Source organism: Sulfitobacter sp. F26204 (assembly GCF_026410305.1).
In the GTDB taxonomy this organism is placed as follows: domain Bacteria; phylum Pseudomonadota; class Alphaproteobacteria; order Rhodobacterales; family Rhodobacteraceae; genus Sulfitobacter.
Map to the genome: position 1 here is coordinate 691775 of NZ_JAPMLQ010000001.1, position 18733 is coordinate 710507.

Annotated in this window: 18 protein-coding genes and 1 tRNA gene; 17 read left to right on the plus strand and 2 right to left on the minus strand. The window is 55.2% G+C overall.

Translation table 11 applies throughout. The features are described 5' to 3' along the window. Positions 1 to 83: 83 nt before the first annotated feature. From OS190_RS03330 to OS190_RS03390, 13 genes are all read left to right on the plus strand, one after another. Positions 84 to 160, plus strand: a tRNA-Met gene (locus OS190_RS03330). 292 nt (positions 161 to 452) lie between these two features. Further along, a complete protein-coding gene (locus OS190_RS03335) occupies positions 453 to 1484 on the plus strand; it encodes a TRAP transporter substrate-binding protein (RefSeq protein ID WP_267157235.1) in 1032 nt (343 codons plus the stop codon). 71 nt (positions 1485 to 1555) lie between these two features. After that, positions 1556 to 2137: a TRAP transporter small permease gene (locus OS190_RS03340; RefSeq protein WP_267157236.1), complete on the plus strand. Its 582-nt coding sequence runs from the start codon at positions 1556 to 1558 to the stop codon at positions 2135 to 2137. A 1-nt stretch (position 2138) separates the two neighbouring features. After that, complete coding sequence (locus OS190_RS03345; protein ID WP_267157237.1) at positions 2139 to 3458, plus strand: TRAP transporter large permease; 1320 nt, start codon at positions 2139 to 2141, stop codon at positions 3456 to 3458. A gap of 120 nt (positions 3459 to 3578) precedes the next feature. Next, complete coding sequence (locus OS190_RS03350; protein ID WP_267157238.1) at positions 3579 to 5117, plus strand: benzoate-CoA ligase family protein; 1539 nt, start codon at positions 3579 to 3581, stop codon at positions 5115 to 5117. After that, positions 5117 to 5941 carry an alpha/beta fold hydrolase gene (locus OS190_RS03355; RefSeq protein WP_267157239.1) on the plus strand — a complete coding sequence of 275 codons (825 nt, stop codon included), beginning with the start codon at positions 5117 to 5119 and terminating at the stop codon, positions 5939 to 5941. Before OS190_RS03350 ends, OS190_RS03355 begins: the two co-directional genes overlap by 1 nt. Further along, positions 5925 to 6401, plus strand: a complete 477-nt coding sequence (locus tag OS190_RS03360) for a DUF309 domain-containing protein (RefSeq protein WP_267157240.1) — start codon at positions 5925 to 5927, stop codon at positions 6399 to 6401. Before OS190_RS03355 ends, OS190_RS03360 begins: the two co-directional genes overlap by 17 nt. A 92-nt stretch (positions 6402 to 6493) precedes the next feature. Further along, a complete protein-coding gene (gene boxC, locus OS190_RS03365; protein ID WP_267157241.1) occupies positions 6494 to 8152 on the plus strand; it encodes a 2,3-epoxybenzoyl-CoA dihydrolase in 1659 nt (552 codons plus the stop codon). 35 nt (positions 8153 to 8187) lie between these two features. Further along, positions 8188 to 9639 (plus strand): benzoyl-CoA 2,3-epoxidase subunit BoxB, encoded by a 1452-nt coding sequence (boxB, locus tag OS190_RS03370; RefSeq protein ID WP_267157242.1) that lies wholly within the window; start codon positions 8188 to 8190, stop codon positions 9637 to 9639. A gap of 53 nt (positions 9640 to 9692) precedes the next feature. Next, entirely contained in the window at positions 9693 to 10865 is a 1173-nt protein-coding gene (gene boxA / locus OS190_RS03375; protein WP_267157243.1) for a benzoyl-CoA 2,3-epoxidase subunit BoxA, read from the plus strand. Next, the gene (locus tag OS190_RS03380; protein WP_267157244.1) at positions 10866 to 11288 is read left to right on the plus strand and encodes an acyl-CoA thioesterase; all 423 of its coding nucleotides are present in this window, start codon (positions 10866 to 10868) and stop codon (positions 11286 to 11288) included. Positions 11289 to 11325: 37 nt separating this feature from the next. Beyond that, a complete protein-coding gene (locus tag OS190_RS03385) occupies positions 11326 to 12234 on the plus strand; it encodes a helix-turn-helix transcriptional regulator (protein ID WP_267157245.1) in 909 nt (302 codons plus the stop codon). A gap of 14 nt (positions 12235 to 12248) precedes the next feature. Continuing rightward, positions 12249 to 12734 carry a hypothetical protein gene (locus tag OS190_RS03390; protein WP_267157246.1) on the plus strand — a complete coding sequence of 162 codons (486 nt, stop codon included), beginning with the start codon at positions 12249 to 12251 and terminating at the stop codon, positions 12732 to 12734. Between the two features lie 63 nt (positions 12735 to 12797). Here the strand turns inward: OS190_RS03390 and OS190_RS03395 are convergent, their stop codons facing one another. Then, complete coding sequence (locus OS190_RS03395; RefSeq protein ID WP_267157247.1) at positions 12798 to 14471, minus strand: ABC transporter substrate-binding protein; 1674 nt, start codon at positions 14469 to 14471, stop codon at positions 12798 to 12800. A gap of 700 nt (positions 14472 to 15171) precedes the next feature. Here OS190_RS03395 and OS190_RS03400 point away from each other — a divergent pair. Next, the gene (locus OS190_RS03400; RefSeq protein ID WP_267157342.1) at positions 15172 to 16053 is read left to right on the plus strand and encodes a DMT family transporter; all 882 of its coding nucleotides are present in this window, start codon (positions 15172 to 15174) and stop codon (positions 16051 to 16053) included. Here OS190_RS03400 and OS190_RS03405 read toward each other — a convergent pair. Beyond that, on the minus strand, positions 16050 to 16859 hold the full coding sequence (locus OS190_RS03405; RefSeq protein WP_267157248.1) for a division plane positioning ATPase MipZ: 810 nt from the start codon (positions 16857 to 16859) through the stop codon (positions 16050 to 16052). The genes OS190_RS03400 and OS190_RS03405 overlap by 4 nt on opposite strands. A gap of 319 nt (positions 16860 to 17178) precedes the next feature. Here OS190_RS03405 and OS190_RS03410 point away from each other — a divergent pair, with 319 nt between their 5' ends. Genes OS190_RS03410 through OS190_RS03420 form a run of 3 tightly spaced genes read left to right on the plus strand, consistent with a single transcriptional unit; the run spans position 17179 to position 18649 of the window. Then, on the plus strand, positions 17179 to 17586 hold the full coding sequence (locus tag OS190_RS03410) for a hypothetical protein (protein WP_267157249.1): 408 nt from the start codon (positions 17179 to 17181) through the stop codon (positions 17584 to 17586). Positions 17587 to 17599: 13 nt separating this feature from the next. After that, positions 17600 to 17887 carry a putative quinol monooxygenase gene (locus OS190_RS03415; protein WP_267157250.1) on the plus strand — a complete coding sequence of 96 codons (288 nt, stop codon included), beginning with the start codon at positions 17600 to 17602 and terminating at the stop codon, positions 17885 to 17887. A 3-nt stretch (positions 17888 to 17890) separates the two neighbouring features. Beyond that, positions 17891 to 18649, plus strand: a complete 759-nt coding sequence (locus OS190_RS03420) for an AraC family transcriptional regulator (RefSeq protein WP_267157251.1) — start codon at positions 17891 to 17893, stop codon at positions 18647 to 18649. Positions 18650 to 18733 lie beyond the last annotated feature (84 nt).

Genomic DNA, 18733 nt, shown 5'->3' on the forward strand with positions numbered 1-18733 from the left:
GGGCGTTATGGAGCAAAGCCATTGCGCATTCCTGGGTTTTTGGCTTGACTGTTCCCCGGTGCTGGCATACTCGACGCGGCGATGGCGTTATAGCTCAGTTGGTTAGAGCGAACGACTCATAATCGTTAGGTCCCTGGTTCAAATCCAGGTAACGCCACCATTTTTCTTTCTTTGACTGCTCTGATGTCCTGATACATGCAAGATAATGCATGAAACAGGATCATCTGCTGTGCCGTCGAAATTGCAGGAAATGTGGAAAGACCGCGCTATCAGGTTGAAAGTATTATCATTTTGATTTCAAGGCCTGTGTCTTTTTTTGGGCCAATTCAGCCGTGACAAGGGCAATGGCTTGGCTTAGCCTATCGGCCAGACAAGCGGCGAAGGCCGGGTCACCTGAAACAAGGATCGCCTGTGACAAGGGCGGCCAAAAGAGCCAACTTAGGGAGAAAATGATGATATTACGCAGAACAATGATGGGTATGGCAGGGGCAGCCGTTGCGGCCCTGATGGCCACCAGTGCAATGGCGCAAGAGGTCACCTTGCGGTTACACCAGTTCTTGCCACCCCAGGCAAATGTGCCAAAACTGGTTCTGGATGTCTGGGCCGACAAAATCGAAGCGGATTCCGAAGGCCGGATCAAGATCGAGCGGTATCCATCCATGCAACTGGGGGGTAAGCCACCAGAATTGATGGATCAAGCGATTGATGGCGTTGCAGATATTGTCTGGACCGTTGTTGGCTATACGCCGGGTCGCTATCCGTCGACAGAAGTCTTTGAACTGCCGTTTATCATGACGAACGCGCGCGCGGCATCCTCGGCCTATTGGCAGATGTTTGAAAAGCATATGAAGGATACGGAATTCAAGGATGTGCACATCCTTGGTACATGGGTGCACGGCCCCGGTATGCTGCATGCGAACAAAGAGGTGAATACACCCGAAGACATGCAGGGCCTGAAAATTCGCGGTGGGTCGCGCTTGGTCAACCAGTTGCTCGAGAAAATGGGGGCGACGCCGGTTGGCATGCCTGTTCCCGCGATTCCCGAAGGGCTGTCCAAAGGTGTTATCGACGGCACAACGATTCCGTGGGAAGTTACTTCAGCGTTGAAGGTGCCCGAGCTTGTCAGCAACCACACCGAATTCGAAGGCAACGCGCTTTATGTTCTGACGTTCGTATTGGCGATGAACAAGGATCGCTACGAGGGACTGCCCTCAGATCTGCAAAAGGTAATTGACGACAATTCCGGTTTGGAATTCTCGATCTTTGCGGGCGGTACGCAGGCGGATTCTGATGGGCCGGCGCGTCAGGCGGCAGTGGATAACGGCAACAACATCGTGACCGTCAGTGGCGATGACCTGCAGGCGTGGATTGATGTTGCGCAGCCGATCTATGCTGAATGGATCGCTGATATGGAAAGCAAAGGCATAGATGGTCAGGCGCTGATTGACGAAGCCAAAGCCTTGATGGACGCTTACGAACAGTAAGCGACCTTTCTAGAAACAGACCTGTGGCAACGCGCGTTGCCACAGGTTTTTCTGACCCAAGAGAGCATTTCATGCATCGCGCAGTACAGACACTAGCACGTCTCACCGCTTTGGCCGGGGGGGCGGTCCTGATTATCCTTATCGTGCTGACAACCCTGTCAATCATCGGACGATCGCTGAATAAATTCCTGCACAACGAATTTTTTAGCGAAAACTTCACCGGGCTTTCGCAACTATTGCTTGATTTGGGTGTCGGTGAGATCAATGGCAGCTACGAATTACTTGAGGCGGGAGTGGCATTTGCCATCTTTTCATTCTTGCCGCTTTGCCAGTTCTACGGAGCGCATGCGACAGTCGATGTTTTTACCTCGTTCCTGCCGGATCGTGTGAACCGTTGGATCGCCGCATTCTGGGAAATCGTGCTGGCCGCGACGATCATACTGGTGATCTGGCGTTTGTATGAAGGCATGTTGCGCTATTATGGCAATGGCGAAACTACATTATTCCTGCAATTCCCAGTCTGGCGCGCCTATGCGGCCAGCTTTGCCGCCGGTGTTGTGGCCTGCATCGTTGCGATCTATTGCGCCGTCATTCGCCTGAACGAAGCGTTAGGCGATAGGGATATCCTGCCGTCTGAGCACGGAGAACATTGAAATGAGCAATCTGGAACTTGGTTTTTGGTCATTTCCCATTCTGTTGATCATGGTGTTCCTGCGTGCGCCCATTGGTCTGGCAATGTTGCTATGCGGGTTTGGCGGTTGGTTCATGGCGATGGGTGGCAATCCCACGCCACTTCTCGCCAAGATGAAATCCGAAACTTATACGACATTCTCCAGCTATTCGCTCAGCATCATTCCGATGTTTCTGTTGATGGGGCAATTCGCGACAATGTCCGGGATGTCGCAAGCGCTGTTCAAAGCCGCAGAAAATTTTCTTGGACATCGGCGTGGCGGCGTCGCCATGGCCTCGGTCGGTGCCTGCGCCGGATTTGGCGCAATCTGCGGATCATCTTTGGCAACCGCTGCAACAATGTCCAAGGTCGCCCTGCCAGAGTTGAAACGATACGGCTATTCTGGTGGATTCTCGACAGCGACCTTAGCGGCCGGCGGAACACTGGGTATTCTGATTCCGCCCTCTGTAATCCTGGTAATTTACGCCATTCTTACGGAGCAAAACATTGCAAAGCTGTTTCTCGCGGCCTTCGTCCCCGGAATTCTGGCTGCGATCGGTTATATGCTGACCATCTCCGTATATGTGCGTTTGCATCCCGATGCCGCAGGCACGCGCGAAGCGGTGCCAATGGGCGAACGCTTTCGTGCCCTGGCCGATTGCTGGCCCGTTATTCTGATCTTTATCCTCGTGGTTGGCGGAATTTATGCTGGCTGGTTCACGCCGACTGAGGGCTCTGCAATTGGGGCCGCGGCCACCGGGTTGGCCGCCATCTTGTCAGGGAGCCTGAACTGGAAGCTATTGGGCAATAGTCTTATGGGCACTGCCCGTACCACGGCGATGATCTTTTTCATCGTATTGGGTGCGGGTTTCTATAATGGGTTCCTTGCCCTATCCGGCGTGCCTCAGTTCATGGCGGGATGGGTTGTCGAGCAAGGTTTCTCACCGATTTTTGTCCTCTGCATGATCCTTGGGTTCTATCTGATCTTTGGTTGCCTGATGGACAGCCTCTCGATGATTCTGCTGACCGTGCCGATATTCTTTCCGGTGATTACGGCGATGGATTTCGGAATGAGCACGGAGCATCTGGCGATCTGGTTCGGCATTCTGGTGCTGATCGTGGTCGAGGTCGGGCTGATCACGCCGCCCGTCGGCATGAATCTTTTCATCATCAATTCGATGGATCGTGAAACGCCGATGACCGAAACCTACAAGGCAGTGTTGTATTTTGTTGGTTCTGACGTCGTGCGGGTGATCATCCTCGTGGCATTCCCGGCCATTACTTTGTTTCTGCTGCCCGACTGATCCCAAGGATCTGGGCCTGAGAGATCGACTTTGAATCCTGCATTAAAATGCATTCCATTGCCGTGCCAGTTGCCTAATTGAGTTGAAATGGCACAATGATGCCAAACAAGGGGGGAGCGGATGTTATCTGTCGATGCCAATGCAGCGCGCTATTTTGTTGACCGTCATCTGACCGAAGGCCGGGGTGGTAAGACGGCCTATGTCGAGGCCGAGACCGGGCGCACTCTCAGCTATGCGCAGATGGCGACCAGGGCGGGGCAGGTTGCCGGAGCCTTGCAACGGGTAGGGATCAAACCCGAAGAGCGCGCCGCGGTTCTTGTCCTGGATCAGATCGAGTTCCCGCAAATATTCTGGGGGGCGTTGAAAACGGGGGTAATCCCTGTTCCGCTGAATACACTTCTCGCGACGCCGGTATATGACGTCATTCTGCGCGATTGTCGCGCTGCGATCTTGTTTGTCTCAGCGCCGCTGTGGGATGTTGTCGCGCCTGCCGTGGCCGAGAACCCCTATATCCGTAAAGTCGTAGTCATTGGTGACGCGCCTGAGGGGATGACCGGCTTTGATGCCTTTATCGACGGTGCCGTTGAGGTCGGGACGATCGCGGTGAGCGCTGATGAGGTTGCCTTCTGGCTTTACTCTTCGGGTTCCACCGGACAGCCTAAGGGCGTGGCGCATATCCATTCCGCCTTGCAGGCAACGGCGGATACCTATGGCAAGGATGTTCTGGGGATCGTCGAGCAGGATGTGGTCCTGTCAGCGGCCAAGTTCTTTTTTGCTTATGGTCTGGGCAATGAAATGACCTTTCCGCAGTCGGTTGGCGCGACAAGTGTTTTGTTCACCAGCCGTCCCACCCCCAAGGCAATGATAGAAACAATCGAGGCGCATCAGCCAACGATCTTTTGTGGTGTGCCGACGCTCTATGCCGCGATGGTGGCGCAGATGGATGAAACCGGACCCCCGTCGGCGGCACTACGAATCTGCATTTCGGCAGGCGAGGCCTTGCCCGAAGATGTGGGCAAGCGTTGGGAAAAACATACCGGTGTGGGCATCCTCGACGGTGTGGGATCTACCGAAATGCTGCATATTTTCCTAAGCAACACTGTCGGCGATATTGTTTATGGCACATCGGGGCGTGCGGTGCCCGGCTATGAATTGCGCCTCGTGGATGAGCATGGACAGGAGGTCGGCAAAGGCGAGATTGGTGAACTGTTGGTCAAAGGTGCTTCTGCGGCGCAATGTTACTGGAACCAACGCAACAAAAGCCGCATGACCTTTGAAGGGGTCTGGACCCGTACAGGGGACAAATATGAGCGGCGTGATGACGGGCGTTTGATCTACTGCGGGCGCACGGATGATATGTTCAAAGTGTCTGGTATCTGGTTATCACCTTTTGAGGTCGAAGGTGCGCTGGTTGATCATCCGCGAGTGTTGGAAGCGGCCGTTGTCGCGCATCGGGATGCGGATGGTCTGGAAAAACCCAAAGCCTTTATCGTCGTGCAATCCGGTGAGGCGGATCGGGCATTGTTTGACGCATTAAAGGCACATGTGAAGGCCAAGATCGGGCTGTGGAAGTATCCCCGCTGGATCGAAGCGGTTGAGGAATTGCCAAAGACAGCGACGGGCAAGATCCAACGTTTCAAACTGAGAGAGGATTGCTGATGGGCATTGAGTGGACCGAAACGCCGTCGCGGCGCATGAATGTTGATGGTGTTGCGCTTGAATATGCCTGCTGGGGTGCGACGCCTGATGCGGCACCAACCCTTGTTCTATTGCATGAAGGGCTGGGGTCGGTCGCACAGTGGAAAGAGGTGCCGCAAGCCTTGGCAGAGGCAACGGGGTATGGAGTTTTTGCCTATTCGCGCGCCGGTTACGGGCGATCCGATCCAGTCGAACTGCCACGGCCGCTGGACTATATGACCCGCGAGGCCGAGATGACCCTGGGCAGGGTGATGGATGTTGCGGGCATTGAACAGGCTGTGCTGCTTGGCCATTCGGACGGTGCCACGATTGCCACGATCTATGGCGGGTCTATCTCTGATATGCGGGTGCGCGGTCTGATCCTTATTGCACCGCATTTCTTTACCGAAACGGTGGGGCTACAGGCGATCAAGGCAGCGGGTGAGGCCTATGCGACGGGCGATTTGCGCAAGAAACTTTCGAAGTATCATGCGAATGTCGAGGTTGCCTTTCGCGGCTGGCATGATGCCTGGACAGATCCCGCCTTTGCCCGTTGGAATGTTGCGGATGCGATTGATCATCTGCGCATTCCGGTTCTGGCAATTCAGGGGCGTGATGATCCCTATGGTACATTGGCGCAAATAGCCGAGATTGACGAACGGATTTATGCGCCGCTGGACAGGCTGATTCTGGAGGGATGTGGCCATGCTCCGCATCTGGAACAACCTGCGCAAACGCTGAGTGAAATCGGCGAATTCTGCGCACGACTGTACCGGCTTGAGCATCAAGATGTTGCTTTGGGATAGTCATCGTGGCGTCGTTCCGATGCCACCTCATGCCTATGTCCCCGGTCAGAATATGCGACATCCCGAAGGATTGTTTGATGGGGTCAAACAGTCAGTGCATGCTGAACTGACGCCAGAAAGTTTGCATGAGACCGAAGCTTTTCGCGCCGGGTTGATTTATTTCGATGCAGGTTTCTATTGGGAATGCCATGAGGTGTTGGAGGCGGTCTGGATGCAGGCTCCCGATGGATCGCCGGAACGTGAGATGGTGCAAGCCCTGATTCAACTGGCCAATGCAAAGCTCAAGATCCTGATGCAGCGCCCCAATGCTGCTCGCCGGCTTTGTGATAAGGTCAGCGCACATGTGGGACGTTGTCCCCAAGGGTTGATGATTCTCGGATTGTATCCTGGGCAGGTCCTGGCCTGTGCTGAGCAGCTTCGCCAATGTCTGGAGTCCGAGTTTGTGTACTATACTGCTTAAATCGTGACGTTTTGCCTTGTTTCCTTGCATTGGCACATCGGCAAAATGAATTATAATACCAAAACCAATTTGCAACTGAAGGGGACGATTCCATGACCAAGGTGATCGATTTTCAGACCGATCCGACCAAGTACCGTCATTGGAAGGTCGACTATGATGGCCCGATTGCGTGGCTTTCGATGGATGTTGATGAAAAGGGCGGGTTGTTCGAAGGATACGAACTTAAGCTCAACAGCTATGACCTTGGTGTTGATATTGAGCTGGCCGATGTGGTGCAGCGGATGCGCTTTGAACACCCGGAAGTGAAGGTTGTGGTCATGCGTTCTGCTAAGGACAAGGTGTTCTGCGCCGGTGCGAATATCCGGATGCTGGGGGGCGCTGCACATAGCCACAAGGTAAATTTCTGTAAATTCACCAATGAGACCCGCAATACTTATGAGGCGGCGCTGGCTGACAGTGGGCAAAACTATATCTGTGCAATCAAGGGGGCCTGCGCGGGTGGCGGATACGAATTGGCGCTGGCGTGCAACCATCTGATGTTGACGGATGATTCCGCGTCTTCCGTGTCCTTGCCAGAGGTGCCTTTGCTGGCGGTATTGCCCGGCACTGGCGGGCTGACCCGCGTCACCGACAAACGCAAGGTGCGCCGTGATCTTGCGGATGTTTTCTGTTCGATCGAAGAAGGCGTGAAGGGCAAGCGCGCGAAGGATTGGCGCTTGGTCGACGAAGTTTTCCCCAATTCCACCTTTGACGAAAAGGTGGTTGAGCGTGCTAGGGAGCTGGCTGCAAGTTCTGCCAAGGGTGATGTTGCGTCCGGAATCGAACTGACCCCGATTACACGAAATTTCTCTGCCGATGGTGTGACCTATTCAACGGTCGAAGTTGCGATGAACCGTGATGAAAAGCGGGCAACAGTTACCGTGAACGGCCCGCAAGTCGACGCGCCGGAAGATATGGAGGCCTTTGTTGCCGAGGGGGCGGAAGCATGGATGTTGCGTTGTGCACGCGAGTTGGACGACGCCATTCTGCACCTGCGCAACAATGAAAAAGAACTTGGGCTGATCGAATTCCAAACCCAGGGCGCGCCGGAACAGGTTATCGCGCATGAAGCCCTGTTGTTGGAAAACAGCGACCACTGGCTGGCGAATGAAGTGCTGCAATTCTGGAAGCGTCTGTTGAAGCGGATCGACATGACTTCGCGCTCCCTGGTCGCCATTGTCGAACATGGTTCGTGTTTTGCCGGACCCTTGGCCGAGCTGCTTTGGGCGGTGGATCGCAGCTATATGATGCTGGAAGAATTTGAAGGGGATAACCGTCCATTGGCGACGGTCACCCTGAGCGCGGGCAATTTCGGCAACTACCGGATGAGCAACGATCTGACCCGGCTTGAGACCCGCTTTCTCGGAACACCCGAGCAGGTGGAAAAATTGAACGGTTCAATCGGTGAGTCGCTGGATGCAGATGCAGCCGAGGAACTGGGTCTGATCACCTATGCATATGACGACATCGATTGGGAAGACGAGGTGCGTCTATTCATGGAGGAGCGCGCCAGCTTTAGCCCTGATGCCTTGACCGGCATGGAAGCCAACCTGCGTTTCGCCGGGCCGGAAACGATGGAAACACGCATCTTTGGACGTTTGACGGCTTGGCAAAACTGGATATTCCAGCGCCCCAATGCTGTGGGCGAGGAAGGTGCGTTGCAACGTTACGGGACCGGCGTGCGCGGCAAATACAACATGGAACGTGTTTAATCAAAACGGGTGCTGACGCCTGAGGAGAATTGAAGATGCTTGATCTGATCAACGTAAGTTACGACACGCAAATCCCGAACAACGTAGGCCTCTCCGAGGACAAGAAGGTGCTGAAAGCGCTGGAAAAATGGCATCCGGGTTATATCAACTGGTGGAATGACCTGATCCCGCAGAATTTTCAGGAATCCATGGTGTATCTGCGCACCGCGGTAAGCGTTGACCCAAAGGGTTGGGCCAAATTTGATTACGTCAAGATGCCCGAATATCGTTGGGGCGTCTTGCTTGCGCCTGCGGTTGAAGATCGCAAAATTCCCATGGGTGAACATCTGGGCGAACCAGCTTGGCAGGAAGTGCCGGGCGAATATCGCAACATGCTGAAACGGCTGATTGTCATTCAGGGCGATACCGAACCCGGCTCGGTTGAGCAGCAGCGGTTTCTTGGTCTGACGGCTCCTTCTCTTTATGATATGCGTAATCTGTTCCAGGTGAACGTCGAAGAGGGGCGTCACCTTTGGGCGATGGTTTACCTTCTGCAAAAGTATTTCGGCCGAGATGGCCGCGAAGAAGCCAACGAACTGTTGATCCGTTCTTCGGGTTCCGAAGACGCGCCGCGTATGTTGGGCGCTTTCAATGAGGAAACGCCTGATTGGCTGTCATTCTTCATGTTTACCTATTTCACAGACCGCGATGGCAAAATGCAGCTGGAATCTCTGGCGCAATCGGGGTTTGATCCACTGTCGCGTACCTGCCGGTTCATGTTGACCGAAGAAGCGCATCATATGTTTGTGGGTGAAACTGGTGTCGGGCGTACCATTCAGGCAACGCTGGAAGCAATGAACAAGGCAGGAATCACCGACCCCTATGATATAGGTAAAATCCGTGATCTGGGCGTGATTGATCTGCCGACGATACAGAAAAAGCTGAACCTGCATTACACGCTGAGCCTTGACCTGTTTGGACAGGAAGTTTCGACCAATGCCGCCAATGCTTTTAACTATGGCATCAAGGGACGCTATATGGAGCAGCGGATCGACGACGATCACAAGTTGCAGAATGATACCTATGCCGTCACGTCGATCAAGGACGGTAAGATCCTGACCGAGGAAGTCCCCGCGTTGACGGCCATCAACATGCGGTTGCGCGATGACTATGTGCGCGATGCGGCGGGCGGTGTCGGCCGCTGGAACAAATTGATTGCCAAGTCGGGTATCGAGTTTGAACTGAAGCTGCCGCATGAAGGATTCCACCGTCAGATTGGTGTGTTCAGCACGGTTGCAGTTGATCCCGATGGCGCCATCATTTCTGCCGAGGAATGGGCCAAGCGCAAGGACGAATGGCTTCCGACACAGGCGGACGGCGACTATATCCAATCGCTGATGGTGCCCTGTTTCGAACCGGGCAAATATGCCAGCTGGATTGCCGCGCCCAAGGTCGGAATCGATAACAAACCGGGCGACTACGAGTATGTGAAACTTCACATGGCGTGAGTGTGGGGGCGGGTATTCCCCGCCCCTTGAGCCCCCTATTGCCGGAGCTTGCAATGAACAAAGCCGTCAAACAACATCTGATCGATCCCGAGATCTGTATACGGTGTTACACCTGCGAGATGACCTGCCCCATCGGGGCGATTGAACATGACGATAATAATGTCGTGGTCAACGCCGATGTTTGCAATTTCTGTATGGATTGTATTCCGGTCTGTCCCACAGGCAGCATTGACGAATGGCGGGTTGTCACGACGCCCTATACGCTTGAACAACAATACGAGATGGACGAACTGCCAGAACAGGAAGAGGTCGAGGCAGGACCGGCGGATGACATTGACGCAGATCCCATCGCCGCCTTGTTGGCGGAAGCCCATAAAGGGGCAGGAGGCAAGGCCAAATCACCACGCACGGCTGCGAAACCGGCAATCAATCTGTATAATCTTGGCAAGCCGGCGAAAATGACGGTGCAGGGCAATTACCGTCTGACCGATGATCCTGATCATGACGTGCGCCATATCATTCTTGATCCGGGGGCATCGCCTTTTCCGGTACTTGAAGGGCAATCGGTGGGCATTATTCCTCCTGGTACAGATGCGGATGGCAATGCGTTTCTGCCCCGTCTGTACTCTGTCTCGAGCCCGCGCGATGGCGAGCGCCCCGGCTATCACAACATTTCACTGACGGTAAAACGCGAGGAAAAAGGGCTTGCGTCAAACTACCTGTGTGATCTGAAACAAGGAGAAATCGTCGATGTTACCGGCCCCTTCGGCGCGACGTTTCTGATGCCTTCGACGCCGGATGCACATTTGCTGCTGATCTGTACGGGAACGGGTTCGGCACCGATGCGGGCCTTTACCATGCAGCGCCAGCGGGCGCAGGCAACCGGCGGCATGACCATGTTTTTTGGGGCGCGTACCCCCCAAAGCCTGCCATATTTCGGGCCACTGAAAAAGATCCCCGAGAGTGTACTCAAGCAGCATCTGGTGTTCAGCCGTTTACCGGATCGGGACAAAGAATACGTTCAGGACCGTATGATCGCGGAACAGGACGGGATTGCCGCGCTGTTACAAAATGATAAAACCCACATTTATATTTGCGGCCTGCGCGGCATGGAGGAAGGTGTCGAACTGGCCATGACCTCCATCGCCGAGAGTATCGGGGAGCAATGGACAGCCCTGCGGGACGCGATGCGCGAAGACGGGCGTTATCATGTGGAGACCTATTGAATGACCGCCCCTTTCATCCATCCGATCAATGTAACCTGGGGCGATTGCGACCCGGCACGGATCGCCTATACTGCGCGGTTACCCTATTTTTCGCTGGATGCGATCAATGCTTGGTGGGAGGCGCATTTTGACGGCGAAGGTTGGTTTCAGATGGAGATCGATCGCAATGTAGGCACCCCCTTCGTGCGCATGGAACTGGATTTTCGCAGCCCGGTGACTCCGCGCCATAAACTGATGTGCGAGACCTATCCGACGCGGCTGGGCAATAAATCCATCACCTTTGCCGTGAAAGCCCGCCAGAATGATGTGTTGTGCTTCGAGGGGAGTTTTACTTGCGTCTTCACAATTGCGGATCAGTTCAAGAGCCAGTCCGCGCCCGACTTTCTACGCCGCGTGATCGAGCCGTTGATCCGTGAAACCTAGCCTGCATGCGTTCCATCAAAGGTCGGAGCGTTTCTAGATGCCGATCAAGGAAGATACCGTTGCGCCATCTGCACAGGATGGAGATTCAGGTGCCAGAATGATCCGGCTGCTTGCCACACGGGTTGCCACCCTGCGCAAGAAACACGGCATGTCACGACGGGTGTTGTCAGAAATGTCGGGTGTGTCGCCGCGCTATCTGGCGCAGTTGGAAACGGGTGAAGGCAATATTTCGGTACTGTTGTTGCAACGTGTTGCCGATGCGCTGGAAACCCGGATCGAATTGCTGCTGGCTGAAGACACACCACTTGATCATGATGTTCTGCGCGTGGCCGCGCTTTATCAGCAGGCACCAGAAGATTTGCAACAGCAGGTTTGCAGCATGCTGGCACCGCAAAACCCCCGTTTGTTGCGGGCGGGACGCATTTGTCTGATCGGATTGCGAGGTGCGGGAAAATCGACGCTGGGTCTCTTGGCAGGTCAGGCGCTCGGCATTCCTTTTGTCGAGTTGAACCGCGAGATCGAAAACACAGCAGACATGCCCCTGGCTGAGGTCATGGCATTTTATGGTGAAGAGGGGTATCGCCAGTTGGAAGCCGAGGCGCTGGAACGTATCAGTGCGCGGCATGACAGGATGATCCTGGCTGTTGCAGGCGGGATCGTGGCAGAGGAAAAGAGCTTTGCCCATTTGCTTGAGCGGTTTCATACCGTCTGGATCAGAACCAGCCCTGCGGAACATATGCAGCGTGTGCGCGGGCAGGGTGATCACCGTCCGATGCAGGGCAATCCGACCGCCATGGCGCATCTCAAGGACCTCTTGAAGGCGCGGGAGGCGTTTTATGCGTGCGCAGATGCACAGGTGAATACCGCCAATCGCACTGTTGGCTCCTCGCTTAACACATTGCTGGCCGCTGTGGCCAAACACCGTTTTCTCGATGCGGGCCCATGACCGGGGCGCAGGCCATGACCGACTTACAGGATGCTTTCTGGGGCACAGGTGAGAAGCTTTTATTGCATCACACCAACCCATGGGAGCTGGATGAAGCGCTGTGTCGCTGGGGCTATGGCCTGGGCCCGTGCGAAGCACAGGATTTATTGGGGTTGGACAAGGTACTGGCGCGCTACCCGTGTCCAGTGAGCCCGGTATTACCGCGCATGGTGGCTGAGGGGCGTATGGGAAAGAGTGGCGGTGTGGGGTACTATCGTTATCCCGGAGGAGGCGGTGCCGTCGTCGACCCCTTGATCGAAGACCTGATTTTGGAAGAAGCGTGGTTTGCTGGAATTCGACGGGTAGAACTGATTGATACCGCACTTGTGGCACAGATGAACGCGGCTGTGATGCCTGTTGTTCGCAGGCTAACATTACGCGGGACGCGGCAGGAAGACATCGGCAGGCTTTTGCAGGATGCCCTGCATTTCCCTGCGGACCGGCCATTGGTCGATGAATAACAGGTTTCGCGCAAAAAAGGGCCGCGCAATGCGCAGCCCTTTTTCATCAATGGCTTTAGGTACTTAGGTCCAGGCCATCCGCGCGGGGTGGTATTCAAAGCCAATGTGGTGTTCGGCACCGACCAGACCTTCCTTGGAGTGGTTGTAAAGTGAGCGCCAGTAAGGTTGAATTGTGATGCCTTCCTCCTGGATCATCGCCTGACCCTTGGCCATGAGTGCGCGGCGTTTTTCGACATCGGCAGTAGCAAGTGCTTCGGTCAACAGCGCGTCAAATTCTTCGCTGGCCCAGCCAAATTCGTTCCATGCCTCGCCGGAACGGTAGGCCAATGCCCAGATCTGTACACCTAAAGGACGGGCATTCCAGTTGGTTGAGGAAAACGGATACTTTACCCAGTCGTTCCAGAAGGTAGAGCCGGGCAGAATGGTCCGTTTGACCTTGATGCCAGCATCACGCAACTGAGCGGCCACCGCGTCCGTGGTGTCCTTGCGCCATGCATCATCGATCGAGAGCAATTCATGTTCGAAATCTGCCATGCCGGCTTCTTCCATTAATGCCTTGGCTGCTGCGGGATCGACCTTGCGGGGTGGGATTTCCGCAAATTCGGGGTGCATTGGGCCCACGTGGTGATTGTCGGCGACCAAACCGCGGCCAGCATAGCCGAGTTCAAGCAGCACTTCATTGTCGACTGCCATTGCGATGGCCTGGCGGACACGTTTGTCCGCATAGGGTTTCTTGCCATCCACTTCGGCTAATTGGTTTGGACGGATGACGATGGTTGCTGCTGTTGCGATGGAGTTTTCGACCCAGCCGTCTAGTGTGGACATGATGTCGATGTATTCACCTTCCATGGAATAGAAAGTGTCGACTTCTTCAGCTTCGGCTGCCGCGATCCATGCAGAGGGGTCCGTACCGTAGTCAATGTATTCCAGACGGTCGATGTAGGGTCCGCCAAAGACCTCGGTGCCCCACCATGTGTGATCCGGGTTTTTGACCAGCACGCCCTTGACGCCGACTTCCAGTGACTCTGGCAGGTAGGCGCCGGTGCCAATGGGATTGTCGATGTTGTCATCGCCCTTGAAAGAACTATGTACGATCGCCGCCGGATAATCCGCCATACCAGGGATCAAGGTGATGTCTGAAACCGGCAATTTCAACTTGACGGTGTGGCTGTCTACAACTTCGATCGCACCTTCGATTGCCTTGCCGGAGGTCTCGTCGATCAGGCTGGCAAAACGGCCCGCCATCGAGTTGCCTTCCAGCGACTTGTCGCACCAACCGGTGATGTTGCGCGCCACGTCTTCCGCGGTAAAGTCGTCGCCGTTGTTCCACTTGACGCCCTTGCGGACATTTAATGTGTATTCCGTGGCATCGTCGTTGATTTCCCAGCTTTCAAGCAAGGCAGGAGTGAAGGTACCGTCGTTTTCCCAAATGGCGAGATACTCAAGCCAGCCGCGTGAGAAGTTGGCAATCTGTGACCAGTCGTAGGTGCGGGGATCCTTCAGTGCGCGGACCTCCATCTGCATACGCACAGTGCCGCCTTCTTTTTTGTTGGCATGGGCGGCGGCGTTGGCAGGAGGTGCCATGCCGATCATGGCATAGGCGGTTGCGGATGTTGCACCGAAAGCGCTGGCAATGGCCAGAAATTCACGGCGGTTGACGGGATCCTTTTTCGCGGCCTCGGCGCTATCAAGAACGGACTGCGGCAAAGGTTTGCCGGTGCGGGTCATAAAACTCATGTTTCTTCCTCTTCTGTTGGCTGGGGGCGCAGGGGCCCGCCGGTAGGTGATACGGATACGGTTTAACCGCCCTTGTTATTGTGTCCCTGATCGGGACATCGAGGTCAGTCAAACACAGTCACGCTAAAGGTCAAGGCAATCTCACGAAGTTGTCGTTTCCATTTCAGCGTGAAATCTACTGATCGAAGGCGGTTTCACGGGATTGTGCGTTTAACTTAGGTCACCCCGGATCAAGGTCAATTCGAGAGAACAGGCCCCTTGGCGCGGGAATTTACTTCACATGCGTCGTTTGCGAGGCCTTCGATGTCGGTTGGAGCCAAACATATCCATGGTAAATTGCCCTGTCTGTGCCATGTGCTGACGCGCAGACGGTGATGCCGGTGCCGAGGACCGATGCGCGCAGTTTGAAAAGTTTTACGAAAAATTCGATTTTTGAGAGCCGAAGTTTCATAAATCCGCAACCGAATCCCCTTCTGAGGACTGCCAGATGGCGCCGAACCTGGGCGGCGGCGTGGGATTCCTTCGGCTGAATGACATCATCGCGGAGAACATCAAGGTACCGGTGATTGGGGAATACCTGCCCTGCTGGAGCGACCTTCGATCCTGTCCATGGGCACTCATTTTCAATAGGGCGGGTGAATTGATCAGACCATGTGACAGGTGGCTTTACTTGCGCTTTGTTTCGCGCCACGACTTAAGAATGAATGAACAATCCAAAGGCCTGTTGATTACCCTGATCGGTGTGCTTTTCGTGGTGCCGGATTCACTGTTTGTGCGGCTGATTTCTGCGGAGGCGCTGACCATTGCCTTCTGGCGGCTGTTGCTGGCAGGGGGGCTTTCTGTGCTTTGGTTTTTGGGCACTGCCGGGACGGCACCTTTTCGCGCTGTTCTGGGCACAGGGCGATATGGGGTGATCTATATCGCAGGGGTGGGGGCCAGTGGGGTGTTATTTGTCGTTGCGGTCAGCCTGACATCTGTTGCCAATGTTGTCTTTATCATTGCTTCGCTGCCGGTGTTCGCGTCCTTGTTCAGCCGCATTTTTCTGGCAGAGCCGTTCGGGATCCGCACGTGGCTCACCATCGCGGCGGTTGTCCCCGGCCTTGCGATTATCGCTTATGGGTCCGGTGAAACGCAGGGGGCCAGCCTGGCCGGTGATCTCTTGGCCTTTTGTGTGTCCGCGTTGTTTGCAGCGGCATTGACTGCCGCACGCCATGCGCGGGCGGTGTCAATGGTGCCGGGTGTGGCGATGGGATATACGCTGGCGGCGCTGGTGATCGCCCCTTTTGCTGACCCCTGGTCGATGCCCCTGGATCAGGCACCATTGGTGTTGGGACATGGCACTGTCATCCTGGTCAGCTCAATCTTGTTGGCCATCGGGCCGCGCTATATCACCTCGGCCGAAGTCGGTCTGTTGGTTTTGCTGGAGTCTGTGTTGGCGCCCTTGTTGGCATGGGCGGTGATTGGCGAAGATCCCGGGCGCTATGCGCTGATTGGTGGCGCAATTGTCATCGGGGCGCTTGTTGTGTCGAATGTCGTGTTGCTGTTGCGCCAGCGTCGTTTGACCTTTGCAAAGGGTGCTTAAAAATCCGGCGTTACGCCAGGCAGTTTCAGCGCTTTGATCAGGTCACGCAATTCCTGACGGGCTGCCACATTCGAGATGTTCAACTGTTTGACGCCAATGTCCTTGAGATCCAACAGCGTCAGCCCGCGTGGGAACAGTTCGCGGAAAATCACCCGTTCGTTGAAACCCGGAGCAATGCGAAAACCGATCCGTTTGGACAGGTTTTTGATGGCACGTTCCATCTTGTCCTTGTTGACCATGCGTTGTGCGCCCATTCGGTTGCGCACCACAACCCAGTCAATGGGTGAAAGTCCCGCCTGCGCGCGCAATTGCCGCGCGGTCCACACCATTTCGGAATAGACGGACGGGCCGGTAATCTTGTCCCCCATCGCATCCGTGTGCGCGAGCAGATCAAAATCGATGAAACTGTCGTTAAGGGGCGTAACCAGCGTATCAGCCAGTGAATGTGCGACCTGTGACAGGCGGGTATGAGACCCCGGACAGTCGATCAGGATAAAGTCGTTGTTCGGCTCCATCGAGGCAACAGCCGCACTGAGGCGGTGGTCATAGATGTTTTCACCCGGTTTGAGGCTGGATGCTTCGATTTCGGGGAGTTCGCACAGGGCCGGGCTGGGCAAATCCAGTTTGGCCTGTTTGGTAAAGGCGCGCCGGTTGTCGATATATCGTCCGAACGTCCGTTGGCGCAGGTCAAGGTCAAGGCCGCTGACGCTGTGACCCATCCGTGCCAGGGCGGTTGCCAGATGCATCGAGACCGTGGATTTTCCCGCACCCCCTTTTTCGTTTCCGACGACGATAATATGCGCCATGTATGCCCGTTCCTCTGCCCGCCTGCGATTTAGCAGGATGTTGTTGAACACCACTATATGTGGGGTTTGCGGGTTTGGGAAGTGGGGGAGGGAGACAAGGTGGCAATGTCCAGATTGACGTCACGTGGAGCGTGGATTTCGCAAAGGGGTCGCGAAGGGGCAAGTCAGCGGCCTTTTCGACAGTCAAGGGCGTCTTGGCGCTTCTGTTTGATAGTACTGGTGAAACATTGGCGCGTTGGGGCGTGTTTTTGGCGAACCGTCGCAGGATCGTCATATCATAGGGGGGTATTCTGGGCCTACCAAACGAAAGGATGAATAAATGATCAACAATTCCCTGGGGCTGATAACGCTTGCGGCGGTTCTGCTTGCCCAAGATGCTTATGCTGATCAGACGATGACAACGCACCAGCTTGAAGCGCTTGTCACTGGAAATACGCTTTATGTCGAAATCCCCGAAGGAGCACCAGGTGTGCCTGATGGTGGTACAGCCCCGATATACTATGCTGAGGATGGATCTGCCGCGGCACAGTTGCCCGGTGGTCCGAAGCTGGTCGGCACCTGGAGCTTTGAGGCAGATCGATACTGTATCGACTGGGACAACGGGCCAAAGAACAGTTGCACACAACTTGTGCGTGGCTCGGACGGCTATCGCGTGATGGACACCAAACTGGGCCAGCCCCGTGGTCTCGTCACCCGGATTGTTGTTGGCAATCCTGAAAACCTATAGTTGGAGCACCAAGATGAAACTCATTACCGTAGAGGCCAGTTTTTCCGCCTCGGATCTGGATGCCGCAATGGTTCTGTTTGAAGCACAAGCCGATCAGGTCCGCGCTATGAGTGCTTGCAAACATTATGCACTTTATCGAAAACCCTCGGGCGATGGCATTGCTATTCTTCAACACTGGGAAACGGCTGCGGCCTTTGATGCCTATCGTGCAAGCGATACCTTTGCCACATTGGGTCAGGGATTGCGTCCCTTGATGTCAGCAGCGCCCGTGACCATCGTAGCAGAGGTTGATAGCAAATAGGTCATGACCGAACGGGATCTTGCCGCCTATTGCTATTTTCAACAGATCGAACCGCGTTCGCCTATGAGCGCGGCTTTCGAACGCGACTATCTGTTGTATGCCGTGCGGGGGGCGCTGCGTCTTAATGTGGACGGTGCGAGTTGGCTGCTGCCGCCTTCTTTTGCCGCGTGGATTCCTGCGCGAACACCCTTTGTGGTGGAAATAGGTGCGCCGATCACAAGCTGTTCCGTGCTGGCTAAGCACGGTTTCTGCTTAGCCTTTCCCAAGACCGCCACGGTTTTTCAGATGTCGCCACTGGCGCGCCAGATGATCCGGCATTGCAAGGATTGGGGACCAGACATTGACCACCCGGATGAGGCCAAAGGATTCTTCCTGGCGCTACTGAACGTCTGCGGTGGCCTCGTGGCGCGTTCGGTTGATGTGAAACGGCCTTTTGCCAGCGATCCGGCCTTGCGGCGTGCCATCGAGGTGATGGAAGAACGTTTGTCCGAAAAGCTGACGGCGCAAGGCGTCGCCCAGGCCGTCAATCTGTCGGAACGCACGATGCAGCGGCGCTTTTCCGAGGATGTCGGTTTGTCGTGGTCTCGCGTTCTAACCCATCTGCGCATGATCCGTGCGATTGAACTTCTGTCGATCGACGCTCTCTCAATCATCGAGATCGCGGGAGACTGTGGTTTCGCGTCGCTAAGCGCATTCAACCGCGCTTTCCTCACGTTTTCAAAAATGACGCCATCCCAATACCGCAAGTCGCTGAATGCCTAGGGGATGGAGTGGATGCTCAGGTCTTGGTCCGAGGTCGCCAGCTCAAGGTTGCGAGGTCCACAAAAAAAGGCGCAACCACGCGGG

What these genes read in the sequence shown, in the direction of transcription:
- OS190_RS03335 (WP_267157235.1), top strand. Translation starts at nt 453, where the DNA reads ATGATATTACGCAGAACAATGATGGGTATGGCAGGGGCAGCCGTTGCG.
- OS190_RS03340 (WP_267157236.1), top strand. Translation starts at nt 1,556, where the DNA reads ATGCATCGCGCAGTACAGACACTAGCACGTCTCACCGCTTTGGCCGGG.
- OS190_RS03345 (WP_267157237.1), top strand. Translation starts at nt 2,139, where the DNA reads ATGAGCAATCTGGAACTTGGTTTTTGGTCATTTCCCATTCTGTTGATC.
- OS190_RS03350 (WP_267157238.1), top strand. Translation starts at nt 3,579, where the DNA reads ATGTTATCTGTCGATGCCAATGCAGCGCGCTATTTTGTTGACCGTCAT.
- OS190_RS03355 (WP_267157239.1), top strand. Translation starts at nt 5,117, where the DNA reads ATGGGCATTGAGTGGACCGAAACGCCGTCGCGGCGCATGAATGTTGAT.
- OS190_RS03360 (WP_267157240.1), top strand. Translation starts at nt 5,925, where the DNA reads ATGTTGCTTTGGGATAGTCATCGTGGCGTCGTTCCGATGCCACCTCAT.
- boxC (WP_267157241.1), top strand. Translation starts at nt 6,494, where the DNA reads ATGACCAAGGTGATCGATTTTCAGACCGATCCGACCAAGTACCGTCAT.
- boxB (WP_267157242.1), top strand. Translation starts at nt 8,188, where the DNA reads ATGCTTGATCTGATCAACGTAAGTTACGACACGCAAATCCCGAACAAC.
- boxA (WP_267157243.1), top strand. Translation starts at nt 9,693, where the DNA reads ATGAACAAAGCCGTCAAACAACATCTGATCGATCCCGAGATCTGTATA.
- OS190_RS03380 (WP_267157244.1), top strand. Translation starts at nt 10,866, where the DNA reads ATGACCGCCCCTTTCATCCATCCGATCAATGTAACCTGGGGCGATTGC.
- OS190_RS03385 (WP_267157245.1), top strand. Translation starts at nt 11,326, where the DNA reads ATGCCGATCAAGGAAGATACCGTTGCGCCATCTGCACAGGATGGAGAT.
- OS190_RS03390 (WP_267157246.1), top strand. Translation starts at nt 12,249, where the DNA reads ATGACCGACTTACAGGATGCTTTCTGGGGCACAGGTGAGAAGCTTTTA.
- OS190_RS03395 (WP_267157247.1), bottom strand. Translation starts at nt 14,471, where the DNA reads ATGAGTTTTATGACCCGCACCGGCAAACCTTTGCCGCAGTCCGTTCTT.
- OS190_RS03400 (WP_267157342.1), top strand. Translation starts at nt 15,172, where the DNA reads ATGAATGAACAATCCAAAGGCCTGTTGATTACCCTGATCGGTGTGCTT.
- OS190_RS03405 (WP_267157248.1), bottom strand. Translation starts at nt 16,859, where the DNA reads ATGGCGCATATTATCGTCGTCGGAAACGAAAAAGGGGGTGCGGGAAAA.
- OS190_RS03410 (WP_267157249.1), top strand. Translation starts at nt 17,179, where the DNA reads ATGATCAACAATTCCCTGGGGCTGATAACGCTTGCGGCGGTTCTGCTT.
- OS190_RS03415 (WP_267157250.1), top strand. Translation starts at nt 17,600, where the DNA reads ATGAAACTCATTACCGTAGAGGCCAGTTTTTCCGCCTCGGATCTGGAT.
- OS190_RS03420 (WP_267157251.1), top strand. Translation starts at nt 17,891, where the DNA reads ATGACCGAACGGGATCTTGCCGCCTATTGCTATTTTCAACAGATCGAA.